Origin of the sequence: Saccharopolyspora spinosa NRRL 18395 (genome assembly GCF_000194155.1) — a bacterium.
In the GTDB taxonomy this organism is placed as follows: Bacteria; Actinomycetota; Actinomycetes; order Mycobacteriales; family Pseudonocardiaceae; genus Saccharopolyspora; species Saccharopolyspora spinosa.
This window is the reverse complement of record NZ_GL877878.1, coordinates 1,426,847-1,444,107: the sequence shown is the minus strand read 5'-3', so window position 1 is coordinate 1,444,107 and position 17,261 is coordinate 1,426,847. Positions and strand designations below refer to the sequence as shown.

Annotated in this window: 19 protein-coding genes and 3 pseudogenes; 9 read left to right on the top strand and 13 right to left on the bottom strand. The window is 67.1% G+C overall.

Annotated features, from left to right (window positions below; genetic code table 11):
- The first annotated feature begins 21 nt into the window (after positions 1-21).
- On the top strand, positions 22-1,443 hold the full coding sequence (locus SSPN_RS0107340; RefSeq protein ID WP_010693247.1) for a selenium-binding protein SBP56-related protein: 1,422 nt from the start codon (positions 22-24) through the stop codon (positions 1,441-1,443).
- A 56-nt stretch (positions 1,444-1,499) separates the two neighbouring features.
- Positions 1,500-2,111, top strand: a complete 612-nt coding sequence (locus tag SSPN_RS0107335) for a DsbA family oxidoreductase (RefSeq protein WP_010693245.1) — start codon at positions 1,500-1,502, stop codon at positions 2,109-2,111.
- 111 nt (positions 2,112-2,222) lie between these two features.
- Here the strand turns inward: SSPN_RS0107335 and SSPN_RS42820 are convergent, their stop codons facing one another.
- From SSPN_RS42820 to SSPN_RS42810, 5 genes are all read right to left on the bottom strand, one after another.
- On the bottom strand, positions 2,223-2,645 hold the full coding sequence (locus SSPN_RS42820; RefSeq protein ID WP_010693243.1) for a hypothetical protein: 423 nt from the start codon (positions 2,643-2,645) through the stop codon (positions 2,223-2,225).
- Positions 2,645-2,941: a hypothetical protein gene (locus SSPN_RS42815; protein ID WP_044573557.1), complete on the bottom strand. Its 297-nt coding sequence runs from the start codon at positions 2,939-2,941 to the stop codon at positions 2,645-2,647. The genes SSPN_RS42820 and SSPN_RS42815 overlap by 1 nt, the downstream gene beginning before the upstream one ends.
- Positions 2,941-4,005 carry a CHAP domain-containing protein gene (locus tag SSPN_RS0107320; RefSeq protein WP_010693239.1) on the bottom strand — a complete coding sequence of 355 codons (1,065 nt, stop codon included), beginning with the start codon at positions 4,003-4,005 and terminating at the stop codon, positions 2,941-2,943. The genes SSPN_RS42815 and SSPN_RS0107320 overlap by 1 nt, the downstream gene beginning before the upstream one ends.
- A gap of 15 nt (positions 4,006-4,020) precedes the next feature.
- Positions 4,021-4,773, bottom strand: coding sequence for a transglycosylase SLT domain-containing protein (locus SSPN_RS0107315; protein WP_010693237.1), 753 nt, complete (start codon positions 4,771-4,773; stop codon positions 4,021-4,023).
- Between the two features lie 379 nt (positions 4,774-5,152).
- On the bottom strand, positions 5,153-5,332 hold the full coding sequence (locus tag SSPN_RS42810; protein WP_010693235.1) for a P-loop NTPase family protein: 180 nt from the start codon (positions 5,330-5,332) through the stop codon (positions 5,153-5,155).
- Positions 5,333-5,944: 612 nt separating this feature from the next.
- Here SSPN_RS42810 and ahcY point away from each other — a divergent pair.
- Positions 5,945-7,405, top strand: coding sequence for an adenosylhomocysteinase (gene ahcY / locus SSPN_RS0107305; RefSeq protein ID WP_010311525.1), 1,461 nt, complete (start codon positions 5,945-5,947; stop codon positions 7,403-7,405).
- A gap of 168 nt (positions 7,406-7,573) precedes the next feature.
- Positions 7,574-7,948, top strand: coding sequence for an MmcQ/YjbR family DNA-binding protein (locus SSPN_RS0107300; protein ID WP_010693232.1), 375 nt, complete (start codon positions 7,574-7,576; stop codon positions 7,946-7,948).
- 232 nt (positions 7,949-8,180) lie between these two features.
- On the opposite strand, the gene SSPN_RS0107295 is transcribed toward SSPN_RS0107300, so the two are convergent.
- Positions 8,181-8,690, bottom strand: coding sequence for a molybdopterin-binding protein (locus SSPN_RS0107295; RefSeq protein WP_237710476.1), 510 nt, complete (start codon positions 8,688-8,690; stop codon positions 8,181-8,183).
- 340 nt (positions 8,691-9,030) lie between these two features.
- Between SSPN_RS0107295 and SSPN_RS57555 the strand changes: the two genes are divergently transcribed.
- The gene (locus SSPN_RS57555; RefSeq protein ID WP_187764600.1) at positions 9,031-9,660 is read left to right on the top strand and encodes a hypothetical protein; all 630 of its coding nucleotides are present in this window, start codon (positions 9,031-9,033) and stop codon (positions 9,658-9,660) included.
- Positions 9,661-9,796: 136 nt separating this feature from the next.
- Here SSPN_RS57555 and SSPN_RS0107280 read toward each other — a convergent pair whose 3' ends face one another.
- Positions 9,797-11,422: an AMP-binding protein gene (locus tag SSPN_RS0107280; RefSeq protein ID WP_010693225.1), complete on the bottom strand. Its 1,626-nt coding sequence runs from the start codon at positions 11,420-11,422 to the stop codon at positions 9,797-9,799.
- Between the two features lie 123 nt (positions 11,423-11,545).
- Entirely contained in the window at positions 11,546-11,818 is a 273-nt protein-coding gene (locus SSPN_RS58260) for a hypothetical protein (protein ID WP_010693223.1), read from the bottom strand.
- On the opposite strand from SSPN_RS58260, the gene SSPN_RS59415 reads away from it, so the two are divergent.
- From SSPN_RS59415 to SSPN_RS0107260, 3 genes are read left to right on the top strand one after another with little or no spacing between them, the layout of a single operon-like run.
- Positions 11,817-11,966, top strand: coding sequence for an aldehyde dehydrogenase family protein (locus tag SSPN_RS59415; RefSeq protein ID WP_237710475.1), 150 nt, complete (start codon positions 11,817-11,819; stop codon positions 11,964-11,966). The genes SSPN_RS58260 and SSPN_RS59415 overlap by 2 nt on opposite strands.
- 59 nt (positions 11,967-12,025) lie before the next feature.
- On the top strand, positions 12,026-12,433 hold the full coding sequence (locus tag SSPN_RS59410) for an aldehyde dehydrogenase family protein (protein ID WP_237710612.1): 408 nt from the start codon (positions 12,026-12,028) through the stop codon (positions 12,431-12,433).
- A gap of 16 nt (positions 12,434-12,449) precedes the next feature.
- Positions 12,450-13,559, top strand: coding sequence for an NDMA-dependent alcohol dehydrogenase (locus SSPN_RS0107260; RefSeq protein WP_010693221.1), 1,110 nt, complete (start codon positions 12,450-12,452; stop codon positions 13,557-13,559).
- Between the two features lie 75 nt (positions 13,560-13,634).
- Here SSPN_RS0107260 and SSPN_RS0107255 read toward each other — a convergent pair whose 3' ends face one another.
- The 3 genes and pseudogenes from SSPN_RS0107255 to SSPN_RS62485 form a co-directional block, all read right to left on the bottom strand.
- The gene (locus tag SSPN_RS0107255) at positions 13,635-14,183 is read right to left on the bottom strand and encodes a type 1 glutamine amidotransferase domain-containing protein (protein WP_010693219.1); all 549 of its coding nucleotides are present in this window, start codon (positions 14,181-14,183) and stop codon (positions 13,635-13,637) included.
- A gap of 176 nt (positions 14,184-14,359) precedes the next feature.
- Positions 14,360-14,631, bottom strand: a pseudogene (locus SSPN_RS58255) (ABC transporter ATP-binding protein); the annotation flags it as partial.
- 78 nt (positions 14,632-14,709) lie between these two features.
- Positions 14,710-14,961, bottom strand: a pseudogene (locus SSPN_RS62485) (class I SAM-dependent methyltransferase); the annotation flags it as partial.
- A gap of 98 nt (positions 14,962-15,059) precedes the next feature.
- Between SSPN_RS62485 and SSPN_RS0107245 the strand changes: the two are divergent.
- Positions 15,060-16,043, top strand: a complete 984-nt coding sequence (locus SSPN_RS0107245; RefSeq protein WP_202798799.1) for a threonine/serine dehydratase family protein — start codon at positions 15,060-15,062, stop codon at positions 16,041-16,043.
- A gap of 281 nt (positions 16,044-16,324) precedes the next feature.
- Here SSPN_RS0107245 and SSPN_RS0107240 read toward each other — a convergent pair whose 3' ends face one another.
- Complete coding sequence (locus SSPN_RS0107240; RefSeq protein ID WP_143539630.1) at positions 16,325-16,762, bottom strand: MFS transporter; 438 nt, start codon at positions 16,760-16,762, stop codon at positions 16,325-16,327.
- A gap of 225 nt (positions 16,763-16,987) precedes the next feature.
- Positions 16,988-17,229: pseudogene (locus tag SSPN_RS0107235) on the bottom strand (MFS transporter); the annotation flags it as partial.
- Positions 17,230-17,261: the final 32 nt, after the last annotated feature.

Here is a 17,261-nt window from a genome sequence, read left to right as displayed (position 1 = left end):
CCGCTCTGTCGAGAGGACGAGATGAGTTCTCCAGCCGAACACGAGCTCGATCCAACCTTCTACCGCAGCCCGGGCGAAGCCATCGCCGCGCCCGCCGAACGACTGGCCTACGTCGTCGCGTTCGACCGGACCGGTGCGCAGCCGGACGCGCTCACCGTCGTGGACACCGACCCGGAATCGGCGACCTACGGCAAGGTGGTCGGCTGGGCAGACCTGCCGACCCGGGGCGACGAACTGCACCACTTCGGTTGGAACGCGTGCAGCAGCGCGTTCGCCCACGCCGGCCACCACACCGACGGCCTGCAGCGCCGCTACCTGCTGCTTCCCGGACTGCGGTCGTCGAACATCCACATCTACGACACCCACCCAGATCCGAGCCAGCCGAGGCTGGTGCGGACCGTGGCGGCCAGCGAACTCGCGGCCAAGGCCGGCTACTCCCGGCCGCACACGCTGCACTGCGGCCCGGACGGGATCTACCTGTCCTGCCTCGGCGGCGCCGACGGAGCCGACGGGCCCGGCGGGATCGCGGTGCTCGACCACGACACGTTCGACGTCGTGCGTGCGTGGGAAACCGACCGGGGACCGCAGCACCTGGCCTATGACGCCTGGTGGCACCTCAACCAGAACACCCTGATCACCAGCGAGTGGGGCACACCCTCGATGATCGACGACGGAGTCGTCCCGGAACTGCTGCTGAACAACGAGTACGGCCACGCCCTGCATTTCTGGGACCTGGCCGAGGGGCGCCACCTCCAGCGGGTCGACCTCGGCGCGCAGCACCAGATGGTGCTGGAGCTGCGGCCGTCGCACGATCCCGGAGCCACCTGGGGCTTCGCTGGCGTGGTCATCAGCACCGAGGACCTGTCCGCGTCGGTCTGGCGCTGGCACCGGGAAGGCGGCGACTGGCAGGCGGAGAAGGTGATCAGCATCCCCGCCGAGCCCGCCCCCGCCGACGAGCTCCCGCCCGTGCTGAAGCCCTTCGGCGCGGTGCCACCGCTGGTCACCGACATCAACCTGTCCGTCGACGACCGGTTCCTCTACGTCTCTTGCTGGGGCACCGGCGAGCTGAAGCAGTACGACGTCAGCGATCCGGCGCACCCCCGCGAGACCGGGTCGGTCCGCCTCGGCGGGATCACCGGGCGCGTTCCGCACCCGGCCGCGCCGGACGAGCCGCTGGCGGGCGGGGTGCAGATGGTGGAAGTCAGCCGCGACGGCCGGCGCATCTACCTGACGAACTCGCTGTACGGATCGTGGGACGACCAGTTCTACCCCGACGGCGTCGGAGCGTGGTTCGCCAAGATCGACACCGATCCGGACGCCGGCGGTGGCCTGTCGGTGGACGAGCGCTTCTTCCCGCGCGGCGACGAATTCCGCGGGCGGCGGGTCCACCAGGTGCGCCTCCAGGGCGGCGACGCATCCTCGGACTCGTACTGCCATGCTTGACCCCGTTCCTCCGGTCGTGGGGAACAACCAAGCAGGACAAGGATGTTGACCCGAAGGTGACCACTTCATTCGCCGTCACCTGGGACTACCGCTGCCCGTTCGCCCGCAACGCACACGAGCACCTGCTCACAGGCCAGGCAGCCGGAGCCGACTGGCAGGTCCGGTACCTGCCGTTCTCCCTGGGCCAGGCACACGTCGAAGAAGGCCAGCCCAGCGTCTGGGAGAAGCCGGAGCAGGACAGCGGAATTGTCGCCCTGCAAGCCGGGGTGGTGGTCCGGGACGAGTTCCCGGACCGGTTCCCCGCGGTGCACCGGGCCCTGTTCGAAGCGAGGCACGACGGCGGACTGCACCTGGAGGACCGCTCGGCCATCGAACGCGTTCTCGCCGACCACGGGGTTCCCGCCGACACGGTGTTCGCCCGCATCGACGACGGTGCCGCGCTGGAGAAGGTGCGCTGCGAGCACGAGGAGTTCGTGGCCTCGCACAACGTTTGGGGCGTGCCGACCTTCATCGCCGACGACCAGGCCGTGTTCGTCCGGCTGCTGAACAACCGCGCGCCGCAGGGCGCGGACCCGGCGGCGTCGATCAAGGCGGTCGAGCGCGTGGTGGACCTGCTGACCGGGTGGACCGACCTCAACGAGTTCAAGCACACGTACATCCCGCGCTGAGGTCGAAGTCCGCAGTGGAGCGGCATCCCCGTCAGCCGGATCGTGGGGCACCCCGCCGCGGCGTGTCCCCGGTGACCGGACCGGCCTGCGGTCGGGTCACCGGGGGAGCGGTCACCAGCTTTCCTTCTTCGTGCTGCCCCAGTGGACGTCCTCGTCGTCCCAGGTGACAGGTCGCGAGGGCGGTTCCGGCGCGGGTTGCTCGGCTTCGCCTTCGATGCTGATCAAGTAGTCGCCAACCGCGGCCGCGACTTCCGCACCGCACCCGGCCTGGATCGCGAGCATGCCCTGCCGCAGGGAGTCCGTGCCGGCTTCGTTGCTCAGCCGGGAGATCTCCGCGGCCAGCCCCGCGGGGCCCAGCGCGAGCGCCCGGTCGTCGAGTTCGAGTCCGACCAGCAGCCCCTGCAAGTCCACCGCCACCGAAACGCCTTCACCGCGCGCGGTTCCGCGAACGGCGTCCAAGCCCGCGGCGAGCCCGTTCGTCCGGGGCATCCCCTCGGCGATCTCGATCAGTTCGTCGATGCTGCGTTCGTCCATCAACGCCTCCAGGAGCCTGCTGCGGCTGTGTCGTCGGTGCCGGCGTCCGCGTCGTCCTGGGGGAGCCCCAACACGGCCAGGACGTCCGGGTGCAGCTCGCCGGACTCCGCGCGGATGGCTTCCCCGGCCGCCCGGTTCGCCTTCGCCGCCGCAGCCCGGACCAGCGCCACGATCGTGCGCGCGAGCCGTGCGGCCCCGAACTCCAGCGCCTCGGGGGCCAGTTCCAGGGACTGCAGCGCGCCACCGGGGACAACCTCGACCGAAACCCCGTTGCGCTGCGCACGTCCGATGATCATCACTTCGGATGCACCCCTCCGTAGAACCGGTCGGCGTCCTTGGGCAGCGTGTAAGTGCGACGGGCTACCTGATCGCCGGAGTTGCCTTCGATGGTGGTGATCTTGTTGCCCTCGACCTTCTCGATGAGCCCGATGTGCTCGCTCTGGCCATGACCGGGGCCGGTGCCGAACAGCAGCGCGTCACCCGGCTGCGCGTTCTTGAGCAGGTCGTGCTGGCCATATGCGGTGCCGTGCTGTTCGCCCCATTTGTAAACGTCCCCGGTATAGCCGTACTTCGGGATGTCCACGCCGGCCTCCCGCCACATCGAGGTGGCGAAGTAGGCGCACCAGGGCTGCCCGCTCGGGCCCCACTTGTTCTGGTTGTTCGGGCCCTCGTGGTAGCCGATGTGCTTGCCGGCGTTGTGCAGGATCTCGTCGGCTTTGCTGGACCCCTTGCCTTTGCCGGGACCGTCCTCGCCGCCCTCAGCACCGTCTTCGCCCGGCTTGCGCAGCTGCTTCTCGGGATCGGCGACGCCGTCGGAGTCCACCTCCTCCAGCAGCGCGCGCAGTTTCCGCGCCGCCTCTGCCATCTCGTCGCGGGCATCCTTGAGCTCGCCGCCGGACTGCTTGATGTACCCGCCCGCGAGGTCGGCGACCTCGGCGACCGCCCGCATCAGTCCCGCCGGTGCCGCGACACCGGCGACGGCCACCCCGGCCTGGATGACCTGTCCTGCCTTGGTGATGAAGTCCTCGACGAGCGACCCGACCGCGCTATGCCGGCCGTCCAGGGCCTTGGTGACCTCCGCGACGATCTTGGCGCCCTTAGCGCTGGCGTCTGCGGTCGCGGTGAGGTCCTGGTCGAACTTCGTCGCCTTCTTCTGGAAACCATCCGTGGCCTCGCTCTCCCAGTTGCTCAGCAGCTTGTCGGCTGCCTTCTGATGCGCCTCGCGCTGGTGCTGGATGGCGTTGGCCGCCGACTCCAGGGCGGCCTGCGCGCGCTGCACCTCGCCCACCTTGCCTTCGAGCTTTCCTTGGTGAGTGAACAATTCGCTGGCGAATCTCGATGCGATGTCATCAACATCCACTTCGGACTCCTCGGATCAAGTCAGGAGTTTCTTGAGCTCCCTGGCGGATTCCTCGTCGGTGTCCCGGTAGGCCTTCGCGGCGTCTGTCGTCGCGGCGCCCAGCTTGCGCGCGTTCGCTCCAGTCGCGTTGACCTGCTTTTCCAGGCTCTTGCTGAAATCGCCCAGGGCGGCGGAGAAGCCGGTCTCCTGGCCGACCGCGCCGAAGCTGTCATTGGCGATGCCGGTCACGGAGTGCACGGTCTTCGCGCCGGTGTTTGCCAGCTGTCCGGCGATGTCGTCGGCTTCCTTGGTGTAGGCGAGGAGTTGGTCCGGGGCCACCTTGAACCCATCGCCGCCGGGCTTGCCCCCACCACCGTCACCAGGGGAGCCCTCCGGCGCCTTGGTCTTGCCACCGTTCCCGGTGACCGCCTTGGCCGCAGCCTCGGCTTCGTCGAGGTGCTTCTTGTAGGCCCCGTTGGTGTAGGTCGACCAGGGGTCGAAGGACTTGCCCTGGTTGGAGATCGCGTAGGCGGCTTTGGCGTTCTCGTCCGGATTGAACAGGTCCTTGTTCGAGTCGAGCCCGAACTGCTTGCGCCGCTCCGGGCCCATGTCCCCGAGCATGTTGACCTGCCACAGACCGTAGGAGTCGTCTGGCGGGGTGGGGTTGTGGGAGCGGGGGTTCCCGCTGGACTCCGCGAGAGCAACCGCCACCGACGTGGTCAGGGCCTTGCCGCGGAAGCCGGCATCGTAAGCATGTTGGGCGATCTGCTCGGCTGTTAGTTCGCTCACGCGGGCAGTATGGTCGCGAACTCGTTCGCCGTTGACAAGTTTGCGCAGCACATAGCCCTGACGGACTAGCGCGACGGCCCTTGCTCCGACGACTGGCGCAATGCCGCGCAGGAATTGGGAGCATCGGTCTCGGCGTGAACGGATCGCGCGGAGATCGGCGCGAAGGGCGAATTCACGTCGCCGCCTGCGGAGCATTTCGACGGAGGGGCACGGCACTCATGCGCTCTTGAAATGCTGTAGCGGCATGTGCTTCGCCGAACAGCAAGACGAAGCCCCGACGCGAACGCGATTCGCCGACGTCGACTACCCCGAGACTCCCTATCCTGGCGCCCGCCCGGACTTCTCGTAGGTGCATCTCGACGGCATCGACTGTGCTGGCTTACGGCTCGAACGCCTGCCCGGAGAAGCAGGCCGGCCGCCCGCGGGTACGGTGTCGTCGGACGGTTTCGTCCCAGGAGATGTCGAAGTAGTAGAAGTGGGTCGTCCCGAGGTGATCCCGGCGGAGTTCATCGCGCATGCCGGTGTAGCGCTTGGAGCTGAGGATGCCGTCGAGAATCACGTTCCACCCGTGTTCCAGCGCGTAGGCGAGTGGTGTTCGAGATCAGCCCGATGTTCGCCCGACTGGCCGTGGCTTGCTCGCAGATGCTCGAGTCGAGGGTGGCGCGGGGGAGTGGTGGGGTTGGTGGGCGCGACCGTGGGCGATGCGGCCGGTGTGGCCTGGTACTGTTCGGTGGCTCGTGGTCGAACTCGGATTGACGTGCGCTTTCGCGCATGTGCTGGGGTGGGCTGGAGCCGTGTTGACAAACACCTGGGGCGGTTCCAAAATGTGGTCACGCCGGGTTTGACTAACACGATGCGCTAACACGGCGCAACTGCGGGCTGAGAGGCGCTGCAACGGACGTTTCGTCCGCCACGCTCAGCAAGCGGCTCAAGGATCACGGTAAGGGCGCCTCCTACGGGAGGTGTCTTTTTTGATGAGTGGCTTGAGATTCCGGCCCGGGAGCGGTCCTTCACATTCGATGTCCGCTTGAAGCCGGGCCACTTCGAATCCGTCTGATTGGGCACCGCGGTTGACGCGCACAGGCCCGAGCACACGTGTTGCCGGACGGTCCGGGCGTTCTACTTTGGACGGTCGTGCCCGAATGAATAGTTCCGCAAGGGAAAGGTAGTTATGAGCGTCGAGTTGCAGAAGGTCAACGGCCTGGAGTTCGCTGTCCGGGATTTGGGGTTGGCTGAGGCCGGGCGGCATCAGATCCGGTTGGCTGAGCATGAGATGCCGGGTTTGATGGCGACGCGTGGGGAGTATGCGTCTTCGCAGCCGTTGAGGGGTGCGCGGATTGCGGGTTCGTTGCATATGACGGTGCAGACGGCGGTGTTGATCGAGACGCTGGTCGCGTTGGGTGCTGAGGTCCGGTGGGTGTCGTGCAACATCTTCTCGACCCAGGACGAGGCTGCCGCTGCGGTTGTGGTGGGCGCGGATGGGACGCCGGAGGCGCCTGCGGGTGTGTCGGTGTTCGCGTGGAAGGGTGAGTCGCTGGAGGAGTACTGGTGGTGCACGGACCAGTTGTTCCAGTTCGGTGGTGGTGAGGGTCCGAATATGATCCTCGATGATGGTGGTGACGCCACGTTGTTGGTGCACAAGGGTGTGGAGTTCGAGGCGGCTGGGGTGGTGCCGCAGGCTGGCGAGGATGACCCGGAGGAGTACAGGGTCATTCTGGAGACGCTGCGCGCCAGCGTTGCCGCGGATGGCAAGCGGTTCACGAGGATCGCGGGTGAGGTCAGGGGTGTGACGGAGGAGACCACGACCGGTGTGCACCGGCTGTATGAGCTGGCCAAGACGGGGGATTTGTTGTTCCCGGCGATCAATGTCAACGACTCGGTGACGAAGTCGAAGTTCGATAACAAGTACGGGTGCCGGCACTCGCTGGTTGACGGCATCAACCGTGCCACGGATGTGCTCATTGGCGGCAAGGTCGCGGTGGTGTGTGGTTATGGTGATGTCGGTAAGGGTTCGGCGGAGTCGTTGCGGGGTCAGGGTGCGCGGGTGATCGTGACCGAGATCGACCCGATCTGCGCGTTGCAGGCGGTGATGGACGGTTATCAGGTGACCACGCTGGATGATGTCGTGGAGATCGCTGACATCTTCGTCACGACGACGGGGAACTTCGACATCATCACCGCGGAGCACATGTCGCGGATGAAGCACCAGGCGATCGTGGGCAACATCGGTCATTTCGACAACGAGATCGACATGGCGGGGTTGGAGAAAACGCCTGGTGTCCGTAAGCAGGAGATCAAGCCGCAGGTCCATGAGTACGTGTTCGCGGATGGGCATTCGATCATCGTGTTGTCTGAGGGCCGGTTGCTGAACCTGGGCAATGCTACGGGGCATCCCAGTTTCGTGATGTCGAACTCCTTCACCAACCAGACGATCGCGCAGATCGAGTTGTTCACCAAGCCGGGTGAGTACGACAAGCAGGTGTATGTGCTGCCCAAGCACCTGGATGAGAAGGTGGCTCGTCTGCATCTGGACGCTCTGGGTGTGAAGCTGACCAAGCTCTCCAAGGAGCAGGCCGCCTACATCGGTGTCGACGTCGACGGCCCCTACAAGCCCGACCACTACCGCTACTGATCAAACTCCCCGGAACCCGCCGCAGCGCCGCCGCGCCTGCGGCGGGTTCCGCGTTCAAGCCGCGCCTGTTATTGCTTATAGTCACTATCGCTTCAGTGTTGATCGAAATTATTTCTCGTCGGCCCTAACCGGGCAGGGTGTGTCGGGGTTGGCCACTACGCTGCACCCATGACCCCGCAGGAGCTCAAGAACGCATGCCTCGCGCTGGCCGGGACGCGCGAAGAGTTCCCCTTCGACGAGGCGAACAGCGTTTTCAAGGTCTCCGGGAAGATCTTCGCGATCAGCAGGCTGGGCGGTGATCCGCTGAAGGTGAGCCTCAAGTGCGAACCGGAACTGGCGGTGCATCTGCGCGCGCAACACCCGGCCATCACGCCCGGCTACCACCTCAACAAGCGGCACTGGAACACAGTCGTCGTGGACGGTTCGGTGCCCGATCAGCTCGTGCTGGACATGATCGAGGATTCCTACGACCTCGTCGTCGCAGGTTTGCCGAAGCGCGAGCAGGAGAAGTTGCGCTGGAGTGCGCTCAGCCGCGAGGAGTGACGTCTCCTCTCACCACTCGATTCGCCGGAGTTTCTCCGCCCGCCGCACCAGGTTCATCCGAGCTGCCCGTCCAGGTCAGTCCACCTGGCTAGAGTCCTGGCACTTCGAGCACGAAAGGCAAGGGTGGATCTGCTGAGCAGACGCGGTTTCCTGGCCCGCAGGCGGTGTCATCGCGGCGGCGAACCTGCTGCCGGGCGTGGCTTTCGCCGAGCAGACCACAGGGCGGGATGAACTACCGGGTCGACATCACCGGCTCGGCCGGTGCGATGTTCAGCAACCTCAACCGGCACAAGCCCCGCACGTACCGGCTCGCCCGACCGTCGCCGGGCATCACCAGCGTCGGCCGCGTCAGGGCACGCCCGTTGTAGCGAGTGGCCAGCAGCGCCGCGCAGGCGCCGAATTCCGGATCGATCTCAGCCAGTGACAGCACGACCTGGAAACCGTCCTCGGACAGCGCGAGCACGATGACGTTGAGCTGCCCCATCTTGTGCCGCCCGTCGAGCTGCGGAGGCATTTCCGTGAGCACTTCGTGCAGCGGAATTCCCTGCACCGAGTGCAGTTCCCGGCGGCGCCGGGTGACGTAGCGGACCTCCTGCCGAATGTGCGCGCGAGCGTCGAGATCGGCCGTATCGAGCACCCGGTCGCGGACCACGTCGCCCGTGATCAGCACCTGCCCGGGACCCGGCGCGATGCGCTGGGCCGGAATCACGGGCTCCCCGATACCGCGCCCAGACGGCTCCATGCGCTCACGGTAGAGCGGGCCCCGGCCGAGGCACATCGACCGTTCGGGTCTAGTGCAGTTCCTCTGATGCGTGAAATTTTCGGAAAAAATACCGCTTCTGCGGTTTGAGTAGGTGAAATACTCCGCAGTTGCGGATCTATTGAGTGGCGTCCATCCGAGGCCTTCCGCGAGTTGCCAGGTGGTCAATTCCTGAACAGTTGCGCAGCCTCCTCGTTCCTAAAGTGATCGTCGCCATACCCGGACCCGGGATGACGACGATCTCTCCCAACGCAGCTCATACAACTTCGGCGTCACCACGCAGCTGCTCAACGAGATCCCGCTGGAATTCCACACCGGCAGCATGCGCAACGTCTACTCGCCCAACGTGCGGTGCGCGCAGGAACTCGTCGTCGACCAGCTGGCGGCCAAGATGCACCAGGACCGCTTTGCGTTCCGCAAGAGGTTCGCCAAGGAGGACCGCTACCAGGCGTTGCTGGACATCCTCGGGGAGGAGGGGGAGTGGGGCCGCTCGCTGCCCGCCGGGGTGGCGCAGGGCGTTGCGCTTGCGCACGAGTACAGGGCGGTCGCCGGCGGGCCTTCCGCTCGAGGGCAGCTGGGACAACGGTTCCTACGCGCGGCGGTGGAACGTCCCACCCGAGGTGGAGACATCTCCTGCCGGATTCCAGCAGCGATCCAGGCGGCGCGGGAGAGCTGGCGGTCGCGTCGGCGATGGCGGCGTGGCCTGCCCGTACGCGAGAGCGACCGGCACGATGCCACCAGTTTCCCGATCAACCACCACGAGCCGCTGCGCTTCGAGCCGCTACCGCTGGAACCGTCCATGCCGCATAGCTCATGGTCGCCTCAGTCGCAGTGCTTTCCGCGTCCAGAGTGTTCCGCCCGCTCTGGACGCTGTCCTGGCCGAGCCCGATGTCGCGGCCGCCGAGCGCATAGTGCTCCCGGGGAGACATCGCTGCGGGGCCGCAGCCCGTAGAGGTGCTGGACCGCCTCGTCGAAATCGGCGAGCGCGTGATCTGGGTGCGCGGCAAAATCCGGCGACGGACGACGACGGAGTCGAGCCAGAAGCCATGCCTCAGCCGGAACTGACGACCCCGGCTCCTGCCCTTCGCTCATCGCTGCTCGTCGAGGTTGAGGAGTTTTTCGGCGGTCTGGCGCATTTCGACCTTGCGGATCTTCCCAGTCACCGTCATTGGGAACTCGTCCACGACGTGGACGTAGCGGGGGATCTTGTAGTGCGCGAGCTTGCCGGTGCAGAACTCCCGCAGCGCCTCCACGGTCAGGGCCTTGGCGCCCTCGCGCATGCGGATCCAGGCCATCAGCTCCTCGCCGTAGCGCTGGTCGGGGACTCCGATGACCTGGGCGTCGAGGATGTCCGGGTGGGTGTAGAGGAATTCCTCGATCTCGCGGGGGTAGATGTTCTCGCCACCTCGGATCACCATGTCCTTGATCCGGCCGGTGATGCTGACGTAGCCGTCCGCGTCCATCACCGCAAGGTCGCCGGTGTGCATCCAGCGGGCGGCGTCGATGGCCTCCGCGGTCGTGTCGGCTTGCTGCCAGTAGCCGAGCATCACCGAGTACCCGCGGGTGCAGAACTCGCCCGGCGTGCCGCGCGGCACGGTCAGTCCGGTGGCCGGGTCGATGATCTTGACCTCCAGGTGCGGCCCGACCCGGCCGACCGTCGAAACCCGGCGCTCCAGGGAGTCGTCGGCGCGGGTCTGCATGGACACCGGCGAGGTTTCGGTCATGCCGTAGCAGATCGAGACCTCCGCCATGCCCATCCGGTCGATGACCTGCTTCATCACCTCTACCGGGCAGGGCGAGCCGGCCATGATCCCAGTGCGCAGCGACGACAGGTCGAAGGAGTCGAAGTCCGGGTGGTCGAGCTCGGCGATGAACATCGTCGGCACCCCGTACAACGACGTGCACCGCTCCGCCGCGACCGACGCCAGCGACGCGGCGGGGTCGAAGCCCGTGGCGGGGATGATCATGGCGGCGCCGTGGCTGGTGGCGGCGAGGTTACCCATGACCATGCCGAAGCAGTGGTAGAAGGGCACCGGGATGCAGATCCGGTCGTCCTCGGTGTAGCCGCAGAGCTCACCAACGAAGAAACCGTTGTTGAGGATGTTGTGGTGCGACAGCGTCGCGCCCTTGGGGAATCCGGTGGTGCCGGAGGTGTACTGGATGTTGATCGGGTCGTCGGTGGACAGCCCGATCCCGCCCAGCCGGACCGGATCTGCCGGGCTGGCCGTGAGAGCAGTCCACTCCGGGGTGTCGAAGAAGACCGTCTGCTCCAGGCCGGGGCACCTCGGGTGGATCTCCGCCACCATTGCGGCGTAGTCGGAGGATTTGAACGACTGGGCGGAGACCAGCAACCGGACCCCGGCCTGGTTCAGCACGTACTCCAGCTCGTGCACCCGGTACGCCGGGTTGATGTTGACCAGGATCGCGCCGATCTTGGCCGTGGCGTACTGGATCAGCGTCCACTCCGCCCGGTTCGGCGACCAGATCCCCACCCGGTCGCCCTTGCCGATCCCGGCATTCAGCAGTCCCACGGCCAGCGAGTCCGCCGCCGCGCCGAACTCCCGGTACGTCCACCGCCGCCCCGAGGCGCACTCCACCAGCGCGTCCCGATCCCCGAACTTCGCCACCGCCCGATCGAGGTTGGCACCGATCGTTTCCCCCAACAACGGAACCTCGGAAACACCCGAGTCGTAGGACAGCTGCTCGGTCGCCACCTTTGCCTCCCGAAAAGCGATGCTCAGCAGTAGTCGCAGACAGTAGAGTCCTTCGGCGCAATCCGTCACGCCCGGATGGGGGTAATGTCCCGGGACACCCGCCGCAGTGTGTACGCGTGGAACTCACCACTGGGCACGAACGGCATCGAAACGTTCACCGTGCTGCCGTGGATCTTCGTCGCTCATCCGGCGTAGTCGCGGAACGCCGCTCGACAACGGCAAGTCGGCGGCCGATCGCGACGCTTCCAGCTGCCCGAACTCCGCTGCCCGCTCGGTCAGGACGCCGACCCGCTGGCGGTCCACGATCCGGCAGGTGCTGTCGGCGAGCGCGACGCAGAAGGTGGTGCCTTCCAGCCGAATGGCGAGTTCGTCCAGCACCGGCCCTGCGGCCCCCATGAACGCCTGGCTGTTCACCCAGGGGCAGTGCTGCGTCGCGGGCACCCGGTTGTTCGTCGAGGACGACATCTTCGACGAGTTCACCGCCACGGTTGCCGAAGCGGCCAGCGAGGTCAAGATCGGCCCGGGACTGGACCCCACCACCTAGCCCGGCCCGCTGGGCTCGCAGGAGCAGTTCGGAACGCGTCACCGTACGTCGAGGAAGGCCTGTCGGACGGGGCGCGGGCGCTGACCGGCGGCAAGCGCTGTGGTGAAAGCGGATTCTTGGTGGAACCGACGGTGCTGGTGGACGTGCAGCCGCAGTTCAGCGTGGTGCGCGAGGAGATCTTCGGACCGGTGGTGGCCGCATTGCCGTTCAACGCCGCGCAGGGCGTCGCCGCCTCCGCCAACGAGAGCGTGTACGAGCTGGCAGCGGGGGTGTGGACCCGGGACATCTCCAAGGCGCACCGGGTCGCCATGCGGCTCAAGGCGGGTTCTGTTTGGATCAACAAGTACAACGGTTTCGACACCGCGCTTCCCTTCGGAGGTTTCGAGCAGTCCCGGTGGGGGCGAGAGTTGGGGCCGGACGCGATCGACCTCTACACCCAGACCAAAGCAGTCAACGTGGCGCTGTGATCGGAGGAATTCGGACTTGAAGACCAAGGCAGCGGTCCTGCGGGAAGTGGGCAAGCCGTTCGAGATCGTCGAACTGGACCTGGACGGCCCGGGACCGGGCGAGGTCCTGATCAAGTACACCGCGGCCGGGCTGTGCCACTCGGACCTGCACCTCACCGACGGCGACCTGCCGCCCCGGTATCCGATCGTCGGCGGGCACGAGGGCGCCGGGATCATCGAGGAAGTGGGGCCCGGCGTCACCAAGGTCAAGCCCGGCGATCACGTGGTGTGCAGCTTCATCCCCAACTGCGGCACCTGCCGCTACTGCTCGACCGGTCGGCAGAACCTGTGTGACATGGGTGCGACGATCCTGGCCGGGTCCATGCCCGACGGGACGTTCCGCTTCCACGGCGAGGGCCAGGACTTCGGTGCCATGTGCATGCTGGGCACCTTCTCCGAACGGGCGACGATCTCGCAGCATTCGGTGGTCAAGGTGGACGATTGGCTGCCGCTGGAGATCGCGGTGGTGGTCGGCTGTGGGGTGCCCAGCGGTTGGGGCACCGCAGTCAACGCCGGCAGCGTCCGGGCCGGTGACACCGTGATCATCTACGGCATCGGCGGGCTGGGCATCAACGCCGTGCAGGGTGCGGTGCAGGCGGGGGCCAAGTACGTGGTCGTCGTCGACCCCCTGGAGTTCAAGCGGGAAACGGCGTTGAAGTTCGGTGCCACGCACGCGTTCGCGGATGCCGACGAGGCCCAGGCGAAGGTCACCGAGCTGACCTGGGGACAGGGCGCGGATGCGGCGCTGATCCTGGTCGGGACGGTCGACGAGACCGTGGTGTCGAAGGCGACCGCGGCGATCGGCAAGGGCGGCACCGTCGTCATCACCGGCCTCGCCGATCCGGCGAAGCTCACGGTGCACGTCTCCGGCGCGGACCTGACGCTGAACGAGAAGACCATCAAGGGCACGCTGTTCGGCTCGTCCAACCCGCAGTACGACATCGTGCGGCTGCTGCGCCTCTACGACGCCGGGATGCTCAAGCTCGAAGAGCTGATCACGACGCGCTACACGCTGGAACAGGTCAACGAGGGCTACCAGGACCTGCGCGACGGCAAGAACATCCGCGGCGTGATCGTGCACGACTGATCCGCCTGCCGGCGCCCTCGGGTGCTTCGCACCAGAAGCACCCAGGGGCGCCGCAGTTCGTCGCAACGGCAGCGATCAGGCGCCCCGGGCGAAGGTTTCGACGATCTTGCTGTTGAACGAGGGCAGGTCGCGTGGGCTGCGACTGGTCACCAGCCCGTGGTCGACCACGACCTCCTCGTCGACGACCTCGCCGCCCGCGTTGCGGATGTCGGTGCGGATGCTGTGGAACGACGTCAGCTTGCGGTCCCGCACCACGTCGGCCTCCACGAGCGTCCAGGGCCCGTGGCAGATCGCGCCGACCGGCTTGCCCGAGTTCACGAAGCTCCGGACGAACTCCACCGCGCGTGCGTCGCGCCGGAGGTTGTCCGGGTTGATCGTGCCGCCGGGCAGGATCAACGCGTCGTAGTCGTCGGCCGAGGCGTCGGAGATCTCCCGGTCGACGGTGAACCGGTCGCCTGGGTTGATGTCGTGGTTCATCGCCTGGATCTGGCCGGCGTGCACCGAAACCAGCTCGGCCTCGGCGCCGGCCTGCTCCACGGCTTGGCGCGGCTGTTCGAGTTCGACCTGCTCGACACCGTCGGCGGCGAGGATGGCCACTCGGCGGCCGCGCAGTTCGTTCGCCATGTCCGATCACCTTTCCCGATGTGGATCTGCTGCGCGGTTTCCGGCACCGGCTCGACTCGCGGGTACCGGCCAGTTCCAGGGTGCGCCGCCGTGTTCGGCGCGCAACTCGGCGACGCCGCCGTTGCGGACTGACATCGGCGGGGACCCTTCGGTACGACTTGACCGAACAGCCCTTGCTAGTTCCAGACCGGGTCTGGTGATTCCCTGACGAGTCCGTTCGCGTCGAAGACGAGTAACCGGTCGAGCGAGCGCGCGAACCAGCGGTCACGGGTTACCGCGATGACAGTGCCCTCGAACTCGTCCAAACCGGACTGCAGCGCGTCGGCCGATACCAGGTCCAGGCTGTCCGTGGGTTCGTCGAGCAGCAGGTTGAGGCCTTCCAGCTCCAGCAGCAGGATCTTGAACTCGCCTGCTGCCCGCCGGAAAGCGTGTCGAACGGCCGCTGCGCGGCGTGCACGCGGGCTGCCGGAGCGAACCGAAGTCGCGTCAGGTCTTCCTGCACGAACCGTGCACGCGGCACGTTCCTGCATGCCAGCTCCAGTTGTACTGCGGAAGCGTCGACACCGAGGACGTCGTCGTGCCCGGCCAGCACGGTCGTGCATGGCTTGCCCGGGCCGCAGCCGAGACTTACCACGGAGGCCGCCGAGGAAAACCGATTCGTGTGCTCCTCGGGGAGGTAGATCCGGGGATTGTCGTGAATGCGTCTGATCCGTTCCCCGTAGCGATGCGAGATGCGGTCGTATCCCGTCTCCACCGTGTGCTTGGGGTCGGTTGCCATAGCGCGACTGTGAATCACCGACCTGCCGGGGAACCAGCGATTTCGTTGCAGTGCGCAGCCTCCGGCAGTCGGTGGGAGCCGTCAGCTAACGTGCAGATGTGACTGCTACTGAGGCAAGCGGGTTGGTCGGCATCGGGGACATCGAGGCAGCGGCCGAGAGCATCGCCGGACACGTCGTGCGGACGCCGACGGTGCCAAGCCCGGGCCTCGCCGAGCTGCTCGGGGCGCCGGTCACTGCGAAGCTTGAGCTCCTGCAGCGCACTGGCTCGTTCAAGGTGCGGGGAGCGACGGCGAAGCTTAACGCGCTGAGCGAAGCCGGACGCGCGGCTGGGGTCGTCGCGGTGAGCGGCGGAAACCACGGGATCGCCCTCGCGGTCATGGCCGGTGCATTGGAGATCAAGGCGACCGTCGTCATGCCGCGCTCGGCGCCAGCGCGCGCCGTCGAGGTCGCTGAGGCGGCCGGTGCCCTCGTCCGAGTCACCGACGACATGGCTGCGGCGTTCGCGCTGATGACGGAGTTGCAGGCCAGCGGGCTCACCCTCGTGCACCCGTTCGACGATCCAGTTGTCATCGCAGGTCAGGGCACGGTTGGCCTGGAGTTCGCCGACGACGCGGATGACGTCACCGACGTGCTGGTGAGCATCGGTGGCGGCGGTCTGATCGCCGGCGTCGCAGCGGCGCTGCGCGCGCGGCGCCCCGATGTGCGGATCTGGGGAGTGGAGACCCGCGGTGCGCAGGCCATGTCCGAGGCGCTGGCAGCCGGCGGTCCGGTGCCGGTGGAGCTGTCGTCGGTGGTGTCCACGCTCAGTGCCCCGGCGGTCTCGCAGCTGACCTACGACCACGTGTCCACATTGGTCACCGATGTCCTGGTGGTGCCCGACGCCGAAGCGGTGCAGGGGACCCTCGATCTCGCCAACCACGCGAAGGTCTGGGCCGAGCCGGCCGCGGGATGCCTCCTCCCGGCCGCCCGACGCGTGCTGGCGGAGGTCGGGGCCGAGGCCAAGCTCGGCCTGGTGGTCTGCGGCGGAAATGCGACGACCGGGGACGTCGCTACCTGGGCGGACCGCTTCGGCCTGAGCTGACCCCGACCCGTCGCGCCCACAGTCGAGCAGGCCACCAAGGTTCGCTGGTGGCCGCAGCGCCTCGATGCTGCCGAACTCTGGTGTACCCGGGCGTACCGGGCGGTGCTTTACGCACCGCGGATGCAGAGGGGGCTGTGATGAACGAGCGGTCATGGGAGCGGGCGGGTGCGGTCAGGGGGCTGGTCGCCGCCGTGTTGTTACTGGTCAGCGTGCTCCTCAATCCCACGCCGCCGGCCAGCGACGAGGCGGTCCTGACCTTCTTCTACGTTGCCGCGCACCGCTCAACCGTGTTGCTGGCGGCGTTGCTCATGACAGTTGCCGCCGTGGTGTTCCTGTGGTTCGTGGGGCGCCTTCACCACCGCGAGCAGCTGTGCGGCGCCGTGGGCGGGCAGTTCGTCGGCCGCTGCAACGGCGCTTGCCAGCGTGTCGCGGGCGGTCTCGGCGACCGCTGTTGGAGTCGCCGCAGGAATCGCGTCCCCGGCCAGCTGGGCACGGTAGACGGCAGCTCCGATGCTGCCCGCGATCGCCACGCCGACGGCTATGCCCAGTTCGTCGCCGGTCTCGGCCGAACCGGAAGCCGTTCCCGCACGCTCCGGTGGGGCGCTGCTGATGATCAGGTCGTAGGTCAGCACCTTCGCCGGGTTCATCGCGAGGTTGAGCAACCTGAACCCAGTGACCGCGAGCCCGGGGCCGGGGGGACCGGCCGTGGCGACGACCACCAGAGCCACCACCCCCAGCGCCAGCGGTCATGATGATCCACTTTGCCCTGGTGCGGCGGGTCAGCGCAGGGACCCCGAGCGTTCCGGGGATGACGGCCAGCATCACCGGAACCGTCCACAACCCGGCCACCAACGACGACATTCCCAGCACTAGTTGCAGGTACTGCACGACGAAGAACTGGATAGCGCCGGCGATGAACACCGGGTCGCCTGCGCCCCGAGAGACATGTTATTGATCAGCGAAAGCGTCGGAGGCAGCAGCGCGGCCCCCGTGATCCCGAGCAGCGCACGTGCCACGATCAGCATCTCCGCGCTGGTGGCGAACGCGGCCAGCAGCGACGCGGCGCCGAAGGCCGCCCCGCCGGCGAGCAGCAGCTTTCGGCGGCCGATCCGGTCGCCGAGAGTGCCCGCCCATCGCCGATCAGCAGTCCCGCGATCACGAAGCCGTAGATGTCGACGATCCTTAATGAATCGTCGGGAGCCGGTAAGGAAGGTCATG

Coding starts and splice junctions, on each gene's coding strand:
- SSPN_RS59415 (WP_237710475.1), top strand. CDS start 11,817: ATGAACGCCTGGCTGTTCACCCAGGGGCAGTGCTGCGTCGCGGGCACC.
- SSPN_RS0107300 (WP_010693232.1), top strand. CDS start 7,574: ATGACCCCGCAGGAGCTCAAGAACGCATGCCTCGCGCTGGCCGGGACG.
- SSPN_RS0107255 (WP_010693219.1), bottom strand. CDS start 14,183: ATGGCGAACGAACTGCGCGGCCGCCGAGTGGCCATCCTCGCCGCCGAC.
- ahcY (WP_010311525.1), top strand. CDS start 5,945: ATGAGCGTCGAGTTGCAGAAGGTCAACGGCCTGGAGTTCGCTGTCCGG.
- SSPN_RS42815 (WP_044573557.1), bottom strand. CDS start 2,941: ATGATCATCGGACGTGCGCAGCGCAACGGGGTTTCGGTCGAGGTTGTC.
- SSPN_RS0107295 (WP_237710476.1), bottom strand. CDS start 8,690: ATGGAGCCGTCTGGGCGCGGTATCGGGGAGCCCGTGATTCCGGCCCAG.
- SSPN_RS0107340 (WP_010693247.1), top strand. CDS start 22: ATGAGTTCTCCAGCCGAACACGAGCTCGATCCAACCTTCTACCGCAGC.
- SSPN_RS57555 (WP_187764600.1), top strand. CDS start 9,031: ATGCGCAACGTCTACTCGCCCAACGTGCGGTGCGCGCAGGAACTCGTC.
- SSPN_RS42820 (WP_010693243.1), bottom strand. CDS start 2,645: ATGGACGAACGCAGCATCGACGAACTGATCGAGATCGCCGAGGGGATG.
- SSPN_RS58260 (WP_010693223.1), bottom strand. CDS start 11,818: ATGGGGGCCGCAGGGCCGGTGCTGGACGAACTCGCCATTCGGCTGGAA.